15 protein-coding genes and 5 pseudogenes are annotated in these 13,959 nt (G+C 31.3%); 3 read left to right on the top strand and 17 right to left on the bottom strand.

The genetic code is table 11. The features are described from left to right. Positions 1-85: 85 nt before the first annotated feature. Entirely contained in the window at positions 86-325 is a 240-nt protein-coding gene (locus ACZ1HD_RS11385; RefSeq protein WP_472687484.1) for a hypothetical protein, read from the top strand. A 29-nt stretch (positions 326-354) separates the two neighbouring features. Here ACZ1HD_RS11385 and ACZ1HD_RS11380 read toward each other — a convergent pair whose 3' ends face one another. From ACZ1HD_RS11380 to ACZ1HD_RS11315, 14 genes and pseudogenes are all read right to left on the bottom strand, one after another. Beyond that, entirely contained in the window at positions 355-1,257 is a 903-nt protein-coding gene (locus tag ACZ1HD_RS11380; RefSeq protein ID WP_472687483.1) for an HNH endonuclease, read from the bottom strand. Beyond that, positions 1,229-1,477, bottom strand: a complete 249-nt coding sequence (locus tag ACZ1HD_RS11375) for a hypothetical protein (protein ID WP_472687482.1) — start codon at positions 1,475-1,477, stop codon at positions 1,229-1,231. The genes ACZ1HD_RS11380 and ACZ1HD_RS11375 overlap by 29 nt, the downstream gene beginning before the upstream one ends. A gap of 29 nt (positions 1,478-1,506) precedes the next feature. Then, on the bottom strand, positions 1,507-1,908 hold the full coding sequence (locus ACZ1HD_RS11370) for a DNA cytosine methyltransferase (RefSeq protein ID WP_472689342.1): 402 nt from the start codon (positions 1,906-1,908) through the stop codon (positions 1,507-1,509). A gap of 52 nt (positions 1,909-1,960) precedes the next feature. Next, entirely contained in the window at positions 1,961-2,977 is a 1,017-nt protein-coding gene (dcm, locus tag ACZ1HD_RS11365; RefSeq protein WP_472687481.1) for a DNA (cytosine-5-)-methyltransferase, read from the bottom strand. A gap of 583 nt (positions 2,978-3,560) precedes the next feature. Continuing rightward, entirely contained in the window at positions 3,561-3,989 is a 429-nt protein-coding gene (locus ACZ1HD_RS11360) for a molybdopterin cofactor-binding domain-containing protein (protein WP_472687480.1), read from the bottom strand. Then, entirely contained in the window at positions 3,938-4,381 is a 444-nt protein-coding gene (locus ACZ1HD_RS11355; protein ID WP_472687479.1) for a hypothetical protein, read from the bottom strand. Before ACZ1HD_RS11355 ends, ACZ1HD_RS11360 begins: the two co-directional genes overlap by 52 nt. 119 nt (positions 4,382-4,500) lie before the next feature. Next, a complete protein-coding gene (locus tag ACZ1HD_RS11350) occupies positions 4,501-5,091 on the bottom strand; it encodes a molybdopterin cofactor-binding domain-containing protein (RefSeq protein ID WP_472687478.1) in 591 nt (196 codons plus the stop codon). After that, the gene (locus ACZ1HD_RS11345; RefSeq protein WP_472687477.1) at positions 5,013-5,417 is read right to left on the bottom strand and encodes a hypothetical protein; all 405 of its coding nucleotides are present in this window, start codon (positions 5,415-5,417) and stop codon (positions 5,013-5,015) included. The genes ACZ1HD_RS11350 and ACZ1HD_RS11345 overlap by 79 nt, the downstream gene beginning before the upstream one ends. A 17-nt stretch (positions 5,418-5,434) precedes the next feature. Further along, positions 5,435-5,695: a molybdopterin cofactor-binding domain-containing protein gene (locus ACZ1HD_RS11340; protein ID WP_472687476.1), complete on the bottom strand. Its 261-nt coding sequence runs from the start codon at positions 5,693-5,695 to the stop codon at positions 5,435-5,437. Between the two features lie 69 nt (positions 5,696-5,764). Next, positions 5,765-6,232, bottom strand: a complete 468-nt coding sequence (locus ACZ1HD_RS11335) for a (2Fe-2S)-binding protein (RefSeq protein WP_472687475.1) — start codon at positions 6,230-6,232, stop codon at positions 5,765-5,767. 45 nt (positions 6,233-6,277) lie between these two features. Continuing rightward, entirely contained in the window at positions 6,278-7,345 is a 1,068-nt protein-coding gene (locus tag ACZ1HD_RS11330; RefSeq protein ID WP_472689341.1) for a lactonase family protein, read from the bottom strand. 38 nt (positions 7,346-7,383) lie between these two features. After that, positions 7,384-9,127: pseudogene (locus ACZ1HD_RS11325) on the bottom strand (M14 family metallopeptidase). 6 nt (positions 9,128-9,133) lie between these two features. Continuing rightward, positions 9,134-9,592 (bottom strand): pantetheine-phosphate adenylyltransferase, encoded by a 459-nt coding sequence (coaD, locus tag ACZ1HD_RS11320; RefSeq protein WP_079736968.1) that lies wholly within the window; start codon positions 9,590-9,592, stop codon positions 9,134-9,136. A gap of 42 nt (positions 9,593-9,634) precedes the next feature. Further along, positions 9,635-10,611, bottom strand: a pseudogene (locus tag ACZ1HD_RS11315) (D-alanine--D-alanine ligase). A 91-nt stretch (positions 10,612-10,702) separates the two neighbouring features. Here ACZ1HD_RS11315 and ACZ1HD_RS11310 point away from each other — a divergent pair. Together ACZ1HD_RS11310 and ACZ1HD_RS11305 are read left to right on the top strand one after the other, a co-directional pair. Next, positions 10,703-11,260, top strand: coding sequence for a PASTA domain-containing protein (locus tag ACZ1HD_RS11310; protein WP_340933163.1), 558 nt, complete (start codon positions 10,703-10,705; stop codon positions 11,258-11,260). A 61-nt stretch (positions 11,261-11,321) separates the two neighbouring features. Beyond that, positions 11,322-12,370 (top strand): annotated as a pseudogene (locus tag ACZ1HD_RS11305) (RluA family pseudouridine synthase). 71 nt (positions 12,371-12,441) lie between these two features. Here ACZ1HD_RS11305 and ACZ1HD_RS11300 read toward each other — a convergent pair. The 3 genes and pseudogenes from ACZ1HD_RS11300 to ACZ1HD_RS11290 all read right to left on the bottom strand — a co-directional run bounded on the left by ACZ1HD_RS11300 (position 12,442) and on the right by ACZ1HD_RS11290 (position 13,880). Next, positions 12,442-12,916 (bottom strand): annotated as a pseudogene (locus ACZ1HD_RS11300) (DUF6428 family protein). A 4-nt stretch (positions 12,917-12,920) separates the two neighbouring features. Beyond that, positions 12,921-13,531, bottom strand: a pseudogene (locus tag ACZ1HD_RS11295) (arsenate-mycothiol transferase ArsC). Between the two features lie 22 nt (positions 13,532-13,553). Beyond that, a complete protein-coding gene (locus ACZ1HD_RS11290; protein ID WP_079736963.1) occupies positions 13,554-13,880 on the bottom strand; it encodes an ArsR/SmtB family transcription factor in 327 nt (108 codons plus the stop codon). Between the last annotated feature and the right edge of the window lie 79 nt (positions 13,881-13,959).

Raw genomic sequence — 13,959 nt, 5'->3', positions numbered from 1 at the left:
TTATGTTCTTGTTTTATAGTAGTTTAATTCTTTTTTTATTTGCTTTTTTCAAATGAATTAGTTATTTTTAGTAAAAACTAAAGTTATGTTAAAAGTTATTAATCATAAAGAAAAACTGAGGCATCCGTATTATAAAATAATGGATATGAGTAGAGAGAAACTACTATTTGAATTGAAAAATTGGTCTCGCCTAGAATTAATTGATTGGTTGTCTTGGAATGACAAAAATGGTATTTATAAAGACGATGAGTCTCTAGATGAAATTGGTAATATTTTAGACAAAGAAGAAGCCATTAAAATTATGCTTAGGCAAATTTTTGAATAATATTTCAATTAAAAAAATGTAATTTAGTTTTAAATTAAATCATTTATATCGTCCTGAAACACATAATTCCTATGGTAATCTAAATATATTTCTCTATCCTCAGGGAATATTCTCATTTTATTTTTGGCATTTGGATTAATATTAAGTTTCTCCCAAGTATAAGAACTTAACTGTGTACCGCATACTAATTCTCCACTATTAGTAAAAGTTATATATCCTTGGTCAAATAATTTGTCATAAGTTGGAGATAAAGCTAGGCCATTAAGGTAATCCAATGCTTGCTCATTTTCATGATTTTTAATGCAAATGCTGTAAGGTTTTATATGACTTGCAATTAATAATCGCTCATCTGTTATTTTTGTAAAGGGGCATTGTGGCATATAATTGATTACTTCACGTCTATATTTTTCAGAACCTATTCTGTGCGTTCGTTTTTTTATAATGTCTTTTTCAGTTTTTTCTTTTTCTAGGTTTTCTTCTTTATCTATAGATTTAGGGTGTATAAAAGATCTAAATTGATAATCTAGCAGTATTCTAAAGTAAAATAAAGGTACTGCGCTTTTGTTGTTTACTGGTACTAATTTTAAAATTGATAGATAGCTAATGCTTGGTAATATTAATTCTCTCCATAATTTCCATATAGAATCATCAGAACGAATATAGCCTCTATTTTGTCTTTGGGAAAGGTTGTCGGAAGCATCGTAAACACTAAAGAATATTTGATTATTTTTCAGATTGTTTACTTCTTCTAATCTTTGGTTATAGTATTCGTTAATATTATTATGGTAATGTTGTTCTTGAGCAAAATATTCTGTTTTAGCATCTCCTAAATATTTTTGAAAATTTGTTTTACTAAAAAAACACCTGTTTTCACTTATTAATGCTCCACTTTCTTTAGCCGACTCAAAGGTCTTTCTTTTTTTCTGAGTCATAATGTTCTTTCCCCCAAGTTGAATAATTGAAAAAATTTGACATTCTTTCTCCTTTCTCTCCATTATAGGTTCCAACATGTTTTTTTGATTCTCCGTTTCCTTTGAATTGTGCTAGCTTATTTTTTCTGTGGATAAAACTATCTTCAGCTCTAAAATCTTGGATAGAATCTATGATATAGTACTCTTGACTTTCAATTTTTATTTTTTGTAGATTTTCCATTATAGGTGTTGATTCTTTGTAGATTTTATTTATATTCCAAATTTAGTTATATCCATTTGTTTTAATAATGCAATTAATACATCGACAACAATACTATTACCTGCTTGTCTATACATTTGAGTATCACTAACTTCTTGCTTAAAGTCATCTCTAAATCCCATTAATCTTAAGCATTCCTTTGGAGTTAGTTTGCGTATTCTTCCTTTATTGTGTGTTACATAATTGTCAACACCAGCTCTATGCATTTTATGCATTGATTGTAGTAACGGTCTTGCAACCTCTAAATCGGTTTTAATAGATGTTTTGAAATTTTTAGTTCCTTCAGTGAGAACATATTTTTTTGTCTTTTCAAGAAGGTAATATTTTTCTTCAACTTCATTTACGTCAAAAACTAGTTCATTAAATTCTGGTTTTTCTTGACTTTCAAAGATAAAATCTCCATGCCAATTAAATTGTTGATTTGCTTTTTGGCAGATAGCTATTTCACCATTTATTTGGGTGTATCTTTTTTCTGTTTTTAGAACTTGTTACAAATTTGACACCTTTTTCTTTTAAATAATATTTACTATCTGTATAATCTTCAAGAAAATCTTGCATTTTATATTCAAGCTTAATAGGTTTTGGGAAATCAAATTTTATTTTTTTGTCTTTGAAACCAATGACAAATATTCTCTCTCTGTGCTGTGGTACTCCATAGTTTTTTGAATTTAAAACTTGGTAATAATATTTATAACCTAATTCATCAAAAGTAGCTTTTATTGTTTCAAATGTATTGCCACTATCGTGATTAATTAGACCTTTAACATTTTCAAAAATAAAAATCTTAGGTTGACTTTCTTTTACAACTCTTGCAAATTCATAAAAAAGAGTTCCTCTAGTATCTTTAAAACCTTTACGTTTTCCAACCATTGAAAATGATTGACATGGACTTCCTCCAACTAACAAGTCTACTTTTCCTTTATATTTTTTTCCTTTTATTTTTTTAACATCATCATACCAATTCTCTTCCTCTATTTTATAATTAGCAAAATAACTTTTTTTAGCGTATTTATCAATGTCACTAGCGAAAATAATTTCAGAATCTAATTTTAATCTTTTAAAGGAATATTCGATTGCCCCGATTCCTGAAAACATTGTAGCTACTCTAATTTTAGCTTTTGGATTAGAGAATTCTTTCTCTGTCCAATTTTCCTCGTGATTTGTTTCAGTAAAATGGAGTTCTAATTGTTCTTCTACAATGTTTAAGACATCTTTATAATGAGAGTAGTTTTTAATTTCTTGTGTTACTTTGGAGGAATAGTAGTAATTTAGTATACTCCTCTGCTCAGTTTCTAATATTTCGGCAAGAGGACTAAGAAGGTTTTCTGATATATTTCTTTCTTCACGCTCTATTTTACCTAATGTTGAAGTATCTATATCTAAATGTGAAGCTACTTTTTTTAGCGTAAATCCAAGTTCCGTTCTTCGTTTTTTTATATACTCTCCAAAAGTTACTGTCATATTTAATATCTTGTTTTAGGACAAAAATAGTCCAAAAATATGGAAAACCTATCGCTTATTAAATTTTTCTGTATTAAATTGATTCAACATAAATTTCCTGCTTTAAAGAGGAGTTCATTGTTTTACTTCTTTGAACTGCTAAAACTTTTTCGTCAAATAAAATGATTGCACAAGTAACTTGCAGTGTTTTCTTCATTGTTAACATATATAAGATAGAATTATTCGAACGAATTTATGAAAAAATAAAGGAGTAATAGAACTAATCAGGCACCAATCACTACACAGCTCAGTAGCTAATGCTACATAGCTACTGAGCAATTGTTACATCGCACAGGAGCTTGTTTGTAAAAGTTGTAGAATATATTTGAAAATATACTAGTATATTTTTGTAATTATACTAGTATAAATTTTAGGAAATTGTAGTTTTTTACAAGAGTTGCTTGTATGTCCTTGTTTTATAGGTGTGTATGCACATTTTACAATATACGTTTTTAAAACTTAAAAAGTCCTTTTTAAGATGGTTTTTTTTCATGGAAATTTAAAGATTTTAAAAAGAAACTACTTTTAAAAACATTATAATTGTTTATAAAAAGCCTACATCTGTTAAAGGCAAACTTCTTACACGTTGCCCAGTAGCATTAAAAATAGCGTTGCAAATAGCAGGTGCCATTACAGGTACACCAGGTTCGCCAACTCCTGTTGGTGGTTCGTGCATTTTGTCCATAATATGAATGTTTATATTGGGGGCATCTTGCATACGCGCCATTTGGTAATCGAAAAAATTGTGTTGTTCTACAGCACCATCTTTAGTCGAAATTTTACCATGCATAGCTAAAGACATGCCAAACATAGTTGCACCTTCTAATTGATTTTTTATATTGTCTTTATTTAAAGCCAAACCACAATCTATTGTGGTAAATACGTTTTCTAATTTTACTTTTTTATCAATAACAGAAACCTCTACAATTGTGGCAACATAACTGTAAAAACTATAATGTATGGCAACACCCAACCCGTGGTTTTTAGGAAGTTTTTACCCCAATTGGCCATTTTAGCAGTTTGATTTAATACGTCCATCATTCTGTTGCTATTAAATTGCAATGGCACTAATTTTACATTATTCGTTTCTTTTTTTAATAAATCTAAATGAAACTGTACCGGATCTTTTTTTGCAGCATAAGCCAATTCGTCTACAAAAGAGTTGTTACCAAAGCCACTATGTATGTGCACTACAGAACGCAACCAACCAATTCTAAGATTTGCTTCGGCTTTTACATTTTCTAATCTAAAATTTGGTAGTTGATATATGGGTTTGGTAAAACCTTGACCAAGTTCGAAACCAGAGGCATAATCAGACAAAGGTTTGAAAGAAGAAACAATAGAAGGAAACCCAACTCTTTGCAACCAGCCGGTTACATTGCCTTGTTTGTCTAAACTTCCTTTTAAATATTGTGCACTTGTTGCGTGATAAAAACTGTGTTGTATGTCGTCTTCACGAGTCCATACAACTTGTACAGGTGCATTTATTTTTTTGAAATAGCAACGGCTTCCACTACAAAGTCAGATTTTGATTTTCTCCCAAAACCGCCACCTAAAAAAGTAACATGAATGGTGATGTTTTCAATCGGAATTTTAAAAAAGTGAGCTAATTCACTTCTAGCAGTTTGTGGGTCTTGCACAGGTGCCCAAACTTCAATTTTATCTTTTTGAAACCATGCGGTGGCATTGGGTACCTCCATAGGTGCATGTGCTAAAAAAGGCACATGATAAGTAGCTTCTACGATTTGGTTGGCTTGTTTAAATGCACTATTTACGTTTCCGTTGCCACCAGGTACCAATTTACCTCTTTTGCCCACACGTTCTGTAAGTGTTTGTTTAAATTTTTCTGTATCAAAAGAAACATTTTCTCCTAGATTCCAATCGATATCTAAAGCTAATTTTCCTTGAAAAGCCGCCCAAGTAGTATTGGCAACTACCGCAACACCACCTAACATACCAAAAAACTTACCAATAGGTGGAGTAAGTCTTTGTAATTCTATAATCTGTGAAACACCCGAAACTTGTGCTGCCTTATTTTTTTGAAACTTTTTACAGAACCAAAAGCTACCGGACATCCGGCAACGGCTGCAAATTGCATATTGGGTATTCGTATATCGATACCATAAGTAGCGGTTCCGGTGGTAAATTCTTTTAAATCTACGCTTTTTAAGGTTTTACCAATATATTTAAAATCGGCTACTTTTTTTAATTCAATTTTTGTCTGATTAGGTACTTCAAGTTCTGAGGCCAATGCCACCAAATCACCATAAAATAACTTGTCATTATTTAAGGTATTTACAATAAAATGATTTTCTGCTTTACAATCTTTTTCAGCGATGTTCCATTTTTGGGCTGCGGCAGATATTAGCATCATTTTTGCTGCGGCACCCATTTTACGCATAGGTTCTAATCTTGTTCTTACACTTCTAGAACCATCAGTGTTCGGTTTCCGTATTTTTCATGTCCTGTGGCTTGTTTTACTTTTACGTATTGCCAATCTGCTTCCAACTCATCAGCAATTGCAGATGCTAAAGAAGTTCTTATTCCTTGTCCCATTTCAGATCTAGAAGCAATTAAAGTAACAGTACCGGATGTATCAATTTGTACAAATAAATTCGGCTCAAAAAAATCTGAATCGATAGCTGGTTTAAATTTTTTTCTACTGTAGTAGCTGTGCATCCTAAAATTATTCCGCCGGAGGCCAAACCAAATAGTTTTACAAAATTTCTTCTATCTATTTTTTGTATGTTACTCATCTGCTTTGTTTTTAAGAGCTACTGCTTGGTGTATCGCTTTTTTAATTCGAGTATAAGTGCCACATCTACAAATATTACCGCTCATGGCTTTGTCTATATCTTGGTCTGTAGGGTTTGTAATAGTATCGAGTAGAGCAGTAGCTGCAATTAATTGCCCTGATTGGCAATAGCCACATTGCGGTACATTATTTTCTGACCAAGTTTGTCTTAAGATTTCTAGATTTTTAGAACTCCCTTCGATTGTAAACACTTGTTTGTCTAGAGCGTAAGAAACCGGTACACTGCAAGATTTGGTTAATTTACCATCTAATAGTACAGAACAAGCACCGCATTGGCTAACACCGCAACCAAACTTAGTACCTGTTAAGCCAACAATGTCTCTAATTGCCCAAAGAAGTGGCGTATCTTCTTGCGTGTTTATAGTATGCGGTTTTCCGTTTATAGATATATTGATATTCACTTGTAGAAGTTTTAAGTCTACAAGTTACATAAACCAAACTATATTTTAAAATAAAATGCAAACAGGGGTTGGTGCAGTAATTTTATCTGTAAAAGTTAATTTACCATTGGCTGTATTTCGCTTAAAAGAAATGATGGTATTAGTGTCTTGATTGGCAACTAATAAGTACTTGTTGTCCGGAGATAAAGAAAAGTTTCTTGGATGTTCTCCTAAAACATTTTGATAATCTATAACATTTAATTTTCCGTTTTTAGAATTTACGTTATAAATAACAATAGATTCGTGCCCGCGATTAGAGGCATATAAAAATTTACCATCTTTAGAAATATGAATATCTGCAGCTTTGCTAAAGGCTTTAAAATCTTTTGGCAAAGTACTTATAGAGAAATCTACATAATACATATTGTTTTTTTCTTTGATAAGAGAAACAGTATTATTTAATTCGTTTAAAACATAAAACCATTTATTGTTGGGATGAAACACTAAATGTCTAGGTCCTGCACCTACAGCCATTTTTAATTTTTTCTGATGGGTGTACATAAGTTTATTTTGTGCTTTATCTATTTTAGAAAACCACAACTCATTTGTGCCAAGGTTTGCAGAAATAACTTCGTTTTTAGTTGGATGAAACCAAACAGAATGTGCATGTGGTTTTTTCTGTCTATTTGTAGATCCTTTACCGGTGTGTTGTTGCACATAGTGTAGCGGATTTAACTGGCCGTAATCTTTAAAACTTAACAAACCAACATTGCCACCCACATAATTGGCTGTTAAAATATAGTTTTGATGATTGGCTGTTACGTAACAAGGAACTGCTCCGCCAGTTTCTGCACTATTTATAAATTCTAAAGAGCTTTCTTTAATGTTGTAAGATCTAATAACACCTTTACCTTCTTTTGTGGTTTCGCCAACAGCAAACAATGTTTTATTGTCTTTCGATTTTGTAATAAAATTAGGGTTTTTAACTGCTGCTACCAAGCCCAAGCTTGTTAATTTACCGGTATTTGTTAAACTGTATTTATAAATACCTTTGCTTTCTTTATCTGTAAAAGTACCAACATAGAAATCTAAATTCTTATTATTTTTTAATTTAGAAGTTTTGCAACCAACAATAGCAAAAAACAGAAGAATACATACAAATTTTTCATAGTTTAATAAAGCTTAAAAACAGGTAATAGTAAATGCGCTGGTTCGTAATGTGGTGAGTTTTTATGAATAAAGTTTAATTGAGCTCTTGGGTCTTTTGCAAATGTTTCATCAGTATTCATTTTTTCTTCTAGTTCTTGTTTTAATTTAGAATTTTCTGCAAGATATTTTTCTGCAATATCCTCAAAAACATAAGCAGAATACCCTTCTTTTTGTTGAAGAATTGTATCAAAAAAGTTCCAATTAAAAAACGAATCTGTTGCTTCTGCTTCTAAAGTTTCTATAATATATCGAAGGCCGTTTTGGTTTGTAGGAATAAATATATCGCCAGCACTAAATTTTACTTCTTTTACGGTTTTTATAGTTTCTGTACCATAATGTAAATAATGTCCTTCGTATGGAGCGTTTCTACTTTTAAAATCTTTAATATGAGAAACCTCTACAGTAATTGTTGTATCGTTTTTAAAACGAGAAAACTCTATTGCATTATTTTCTAATCGATCTACAACTTTATGCCAACCTTGTTTTAAAATGTAGGCATTTGGTATGTTGATTTCTTTTTTGATGTTAAAGTTGTTATAGTATTTTGTTTCTTTTTCGAAAGGTTTGGTTGTGTCATAAAACAACCTTTTACCTGTTGTAACTTTACTATCTATATAGCTTGCTTCGTACCCTTTAAAATTTAGTGTTGTAGGATTGTTAACATCTACACCAAATGCAATAGGATATGTTTTTTTAGCAAGAATTTCTTCTAAAGCATTTGCTCTTAATTCTTTAATTTTTACTGAATTTTTCTCAGTAAAATCAAAAGCAGAAAGCATTAATTCATAGGTTTGTTCTACTCTTATTTTATAAGGTTTTAGCATATGTGTTTCTACCATTAAACCCAGGGTATGAAATAAAGTTGTGTAGCCTGTAGAGTATCTTGGCGAATCGAAAAATTGAGAAAAACCTGCTTCGGCGTATTACCCCAAACATTTACATATGGCGTAATAATAATGTTTTTTTCTTCTAAGGATTGTTCTATTTCTGGTCTCATGGTAGCTTCTAAAAAGCGCCCCAGTTTTCCGCCTAATTTATTGTGCTGCGTAAATAAGTGTGTTATTGCATATTGATAATCTGCACCGTTGCTAACGTGGTTGTCTATAAAAACATCAGGATTTACCGTATGAAAAATTTCTGCAAAAGCCGCCGCATTTTTAGTGTCTTGTTTTATAAAGTCTCTATTTAAATCGAAGTTTCTAGCATTGCCCCTAAAACCATAGGCTACAGGACCATTTTGATTGGTTCTTGTGTGCGAATTTCTATTTAAAGAACCACCAACATTATAAACCGGTATTACAGCGATTATTGAGTTTTCGTATTTTTTTTGCAAAGAATCATTTTGAACGATGTCTCTTAGAAGCATCATCGATGCATCAATTCCGTCTGATTCTCCTGGATGAATACCATTGTTTATCAGAATTCTGTTTTTAGAAGAATTGGTAATTTCATCAACATTATAAATACCTTCTCTATTGTAAGTAACTAAATGTAAGGGTTCACCTGCATCTGTTTGTCCGAAGGTAAATACAGAAATTTCTGAATAAGCATCTGCTAAATTTTCATAATAAGAAATTACATCTTTGTATTCGGAGTTTCTTTACCTTTGGATTTTTCGAATTGAGTTGTAAAATCGATGGTATCTTTTGCATCTTTATTACAAGAAATTATAAAAAGAGTTAAGACAAATAGTAGTAGTTTTTTCATGGTAGTTTATTGTTTTACTCTAACAGGTTTCGGAACTAATTTGGTGTAATCACCATTATTTCTAATTACATCTCTTACAATAGAAGAAGAAATATAAGAAGTGCTAGCCGCAGTTAATAAAAACACTGTTTCTATAGCTGCTAAATCTCTATTGGTGTGTGCAATGGCTTTTTCGAATTCGAAATCTGCCGGATTTCTTAAACCTCTTAATATAAAATCAACATCATTTTGCTCGCAAAAATCGACTGTTAAACCTTTGTAGGTCACTACTTTTATTTTTGGATTGTCTTTAAAACATTCTTCAATAAAGTTTTTACGTTCTTCTAACGAAAACATATATTTTTTATCGGCATTTACACCAATGGCAATAATCAATTCATCAAAAAGGGTAACACCTCTTTCGATAATATCGAAATGGCCTAGTGTAATTGGGTCAAAAGATCCCGGAAAAATTGCTCTTTTCATGTTTAATATTTTAAATTAGCTACAGTATAACTGTGGCATTTTTTAGTTGTTTAAAGCAGTAGTTATGGCATTTTCAAATAATGCAGCTAAAGTAATGCCTGCAGCTTGTGCTTGTTGTGGTAATATGCTTTCTTCTGTTAATCCTGGTACAGTATTCATTTCTAAAAAGTAAGGTTCGTCGTTTACAAAAATGTATTCAGATCTAGAAAAACCACGCATGTTTAAAATGGTATATACTTTTTTGGCAACTGCTATTACTTTTGCTTCTTGTATAGAAGAAATTCTTGCCGGCGTAATCTCTTGCGACTTGCCTTGGTACTTTGCTTCGTAATCGAAAAATCGTTTTCAGAAACAATCTCTGTAATTGGTAACACTCTAACTTTACCTTGGTATTGAATAACACCAACAGAAACTTCTGTACCATCTAAAAAAGACTCGATTAAAATTTCTGAATCTTCTTTAAAAGCAGTTTCTATGGCAGGTAAAATGGCCTCTTTTGTATGCGCTTTAGAAATACCGTAGCTAGAACCTGCATTGTTTGGTTTGATAAAACAAGGCAAACCTACTTTTTTTACAATAGCGTCGATATCTATAAAATCGCCTTTATTGATGTAAATAGATGTTGCTGTTTGAATGCCATAAGCTTTTACCGCACTTAACGTATCTCTTTTATTAAAAGTTAAAGCCATTTGATAAAATGGGGCAGAGGTGTGCTTTATATTGATAAGGTTGAAATACGCTAACAGTTGTCCGTTTTCTCCGGGAGCACCATGTATGGCATTAAAAACACAATCAAAAGTAACTTTAGCATTGTTATAAATAAAAGAAAAATCGTTTTTATCTATTGGGTATTCTTTCTCATTATGATCTAATACAACCCATTTTTCTTTTAAAATAAGGACTCTATAGACATTGTACTTGTCTTTGTTTAGATGGTTATAAACTACATTTCCGCTTTTTAAAGAAATGTGAACTTCAGATGAATAACCACCCATTACTATGGCAATATTTTGCTTCATTTTATAAAAAATAATAAAACAAATTTATCAAAATATAAATAGAAATAGCAACGTTTAGTTTTTATATCTTTGCGTGATTAAAAAAATGATTATGAGTTTAATTCAGTTTTTAAAAAGTAAAACTTTTTTTGTACAAATAGCTATTGTAGTTATCGGTTTATTGGTGTTTGTTTTTGCACTAAAATTTTGGTTAGGTGTTACCACCAATCATAACCAAAAAATACAGGTTCCAGATTTACAAAAACTCTCTTTAGATGAGGTAGAAAGAAAGTTAACCGAATTAGATTTAACTTATAAAATTATAGATAGTGCTAGCTTTAATCCAGATTATCCAAAAAAATCTGTAATCGAACAAACACCTTTAGCAGGTGATTTTGTAAAAGAAAAACGTAAAATCTATTTAACCTTAAATCCGTCTAAATACAGAGATGTTACTATTCAGAATTTAAACGGTAGAACCAAAAGACAAGCATCTTCTCAATTAAGAGCAATGGGCTTAATTGTTGGTACAAACTATACGTATGTAAATGATATTGGTAAAGATGTTGTTAGAGGTTTGCGCTACAAAGGAAAAGTTTTAAATGAAGGCGATAAACTGCCTTTAAACTCTATTGTAGATTTAGTGTTAGGAGACGGTAACGGTAATTAATTTACTTTTTATTGTTGTATTGCGAGTAGTAAGTAATTAATTAGAAATAAAGAAAATCGGTTTGCAAGAAAATCAAAATCAAGATTTAGAAAAAGAAGAGTTGTACGAGCACCATAGGTTTACTGCTAGTGAAGGGCAAGTACCTTTAAGAGTAGATAAGTTTTTAATGAATTTTATTGAAAATGCTACACGTAACAAAGTACAACAAGCGGCAAAAGCAGGTAATGTTTTGGTAAATGATGTTGCTGTAAAATCGAATCATAAAGTAAAACCACACGATGTAGTTCGTGTTGTGTTGGCGTATCCGCCAGCAGAAAATCTTTTGGTAGCAGAAGATATTCCTATCGATATTGTGTATGAAGATGATGCTGTTATTGTAGTAAATAAACCCGCAGGTATGGTTGTGCATCCTGGGCATGGTAATTATTCGGTACTTTGGTAAACGGTCTAATTCATCATATAGAAAATTTACCAACCAACTCTAACGAAAGACCAGGTTTGGTGCATCGAATAGATAAAGATACTAGTGGTTTGTTGGTGGTTGCAAAGACAGAATTTGCAATGGCGCATTTATCTAAACAATTTTATGACAGAACAACAGAACGTTTATATTATGCCTTAGTTTGGGGTAATATAGATGAAGATGAAGGAAGAATTGAAGGCAATATTGGTAGAAGTTTAAAAAACCGATTGCAAATGGCTGTTTTTCCTGATGGGGAATTTGGTAAACACGCTGTTACTCATTTTAAAGTTTTAGAAAGACTTACCTACGTAACCTTAGTACAATGTAAATTAGAAACAGGTAGAACGCACCAAATTAGAGCACATTTTAAGCATATTGGGCATACACTTTTTAACGACGAACGTTACGGTGGTAATGCTATTTTAAAAGGAACCACTTTTACAAAATACAAACAATTTGTAAATAACTGTTTTCAAGTATTACCAAGACAAGCATTGCACGCAAAAACCTTAGGTTTTACACACCCAACTACGGGCGAGTTTATGCAGTTTAATTCTGAAATACCTTCGGATATTACAGAGTGTTTAGAAAAATGGAGGACTTATTCTGAAAACTCGAAAGACGTAGATTCAGACGATTTGTTATAGTCGATATTATGAAATAAAAAAAACTGTTATCTATGTTAGATAACAGTTTTTTTGCTTTTTAAAGGTATTGATTAACAACAACCGGAGTTAGGACTGCAACTTGTTACACCGCTATTTAATTCTGAAAATTGCAATTTTGGTTTCGAAGGTGTTATCCCGCAAGCATCTGGGGCTAAACAAGCGGTAACTTTAGATGTTAACAAAAAGTTTGTTCCGTCAAAATCCAATCCGTACTTACCAATAGTTTCTTTACCTTGATATTCAACTTCGATTTCTAAATCATCAAACTGAAACTTTTTTTCTGACAACTCAATAATATTTATCAATTTCTCTCGGATGCAATCTATGGTCGTAATCATTCTCTTCCCACAATTGAAAATTGATAACTGTTTCATTTCTAACCTTGCCACCACAATCAATAAAATCTTTGGTGATTTTACCAACTTCTGTAACGTGAAAATGACTTGCTACCAACTCTCCGTTAGGTAATATAAAACCTATGGTTTCTAAACCTTTTAAGTGATTTTTAATTTCTGATAATTTCATAAGGTTACTTTTTTATGTTAGAAAATATATAGAACATTTCTGTTGCTATTTGTAAACTTCTTTCTTGGTATTTTTCTGCTTGCTGAGGTGTATTGTCAAACATTTTTGGGTCATCGTAAGTAATTGGTATTCTTTTTTCTGCACCAGCAATAAAAGGACAACCACCATCTGCTTGAGAACACGTCATGATTGCTGCAAAACCGAAGCAGGATTAAATTTTGCATCGTATTTTTTAGAAAAACCAATTATAGGATTTGTGTTGTCGTTAAACTTTATTGCATATACAGGGTTTTTACTTTCAGACAATTCTAAAATTTCGAAACCTGTATTTTTTAAAGTTTCTGCAACCATAGGAAACATTGCTGTAGCCTCTGTACCACCGTAATAAGTGGTAACATTTTTAAAATTAAAATAGTTGGCAAGTGTTTGTGCCCATATTTGCGTTAAATGGCTTCTTCTAGAATTGTGTGTACATATAAAGTTAATATTCGCATCTTTATTAGCAGTAACTTTACTTTGTACAAAATCTATAAGCGGTTGTAAAACATTTTTTCTATCCGTAGAAATGGTTTCTACATTTAAGTTTAAAATAGTATTTTCTATTTTATCGTACACTTTTTTTCCATTAGACTTAAGATTAACAACAGTTGTTGGTTGGCGTTTTATTTAAAAATTGATTTAATATAGATGTAATTCTATTCCAATTATCTTCATTTATGCAATAGCAAACACTTGTACCTTCTATAGTACCTTTTATAATACCTACTTTTTTCAATTCTTTTAAATGTTGTGAAATTGTAGGTTGTGCGAGTCCTATTTCTTTTACCAAGTCTCCGCAAACACAAGTATTTAGTTTTATAATATGTTCTAGAATGGCAATTCTTGCCGGATGCCCTAATACTTTGGCAATGGCAGCAATTTCATTTTGTTGTTCTGTAAATATTTCTGACTTCGTTAATCCCATTCGTATTTGTTTATTGCAATATTACGATTAATGTTTTAAATAAAAAACAACTACTTCATTTTTTTACAAAAAATAGTGT

Source organism: Polaribacter sp. HA6-7, assembly GCF_055693625.1.
Note: the sequence above shows the minus strand (reverse complement) of the source record. Positions and strands in the feature narration are given on the sequence as shown.

What these genes read in the sequence shown, in the direction of transcription:
- ACZ1HD_RS11385 (WP_472687484.1), top strand. Translation starts at nt 86, where the DNA reads ATGTTAAAAGTTATTAATCATAAAGAAAAACTGAGGCATCCGTATTAT.
- ACZ1HD_RS11380 (WP_472687483.1), bottom strand. Translation starts at nt 1,257, where the DNA reads ATGACTCAGAAAAAAAGAAAGACCTTTGAGTCGGCTAAAGAAAGTGGA.
- ACZ1HD_RS11375 (WP_472687482.1), bottom strand. Translation starts at nt 1,477, where the DNA reads ATGGAAAATCTACAAAAAATAAAAATTGAAAGTCAAGAGTACTATATC.
- dcm (WP_472687481.1), bottom strand. Translation starts at nt 2,977, where the DNA reads ATGACAGTAACTTTTGGAGAGTATATAAAAAAACGAAGAACGGAACTT.
- ACZ1HD_RS11350 (WP_472687478.1), bottom strand. Translation starts at nt 5,091, where the DNA reads ATGTCCGGTAGCTTTTGGTTCTGTAAAAAGTTTCAAAAAAATAAGGCA.
- ACZ1HD_RS11345 (WP_472687477.1), bottom strand. Translation starts at nt 5,417, where the DNA reads ATGCGTAAAATGGGTGCCGCAGCAAAAATGATGCTAATATCTGCCGCA.
- ACZ1HD_RS11340 (WP_472687476.1), bottom strand. Translation starts at nt 5,695, where the DNA reads ATGCACAGCTACTACAGTAGAAAAAAATTTAAACCAGCTATCGATTCA.
- coaD (WP_079736968.1), bottom strand. Translation starts at nt 9,592, where the DNA reads ATGAAAAGAGCAATTTTTCCGGGATCTTTTGACCCAATTACACTAGGC.
- ACZ1HD_RS11310 (WP_340933163.1), top strand. Translation starts at nt 10,703, where the DNA reads ATGAGTTTAATTCAGTTTTTAAAAAGTAAAACTTTTTTTGTACAAATA.
- ACZ1HD_RS11290 (WP_079736963.1), bottom strand. Translation starts at nt 13,880, where the DNA reads ATGGGATTAACGAAGTCAGAAATATTTACAGAACAACAAAATGAAATT.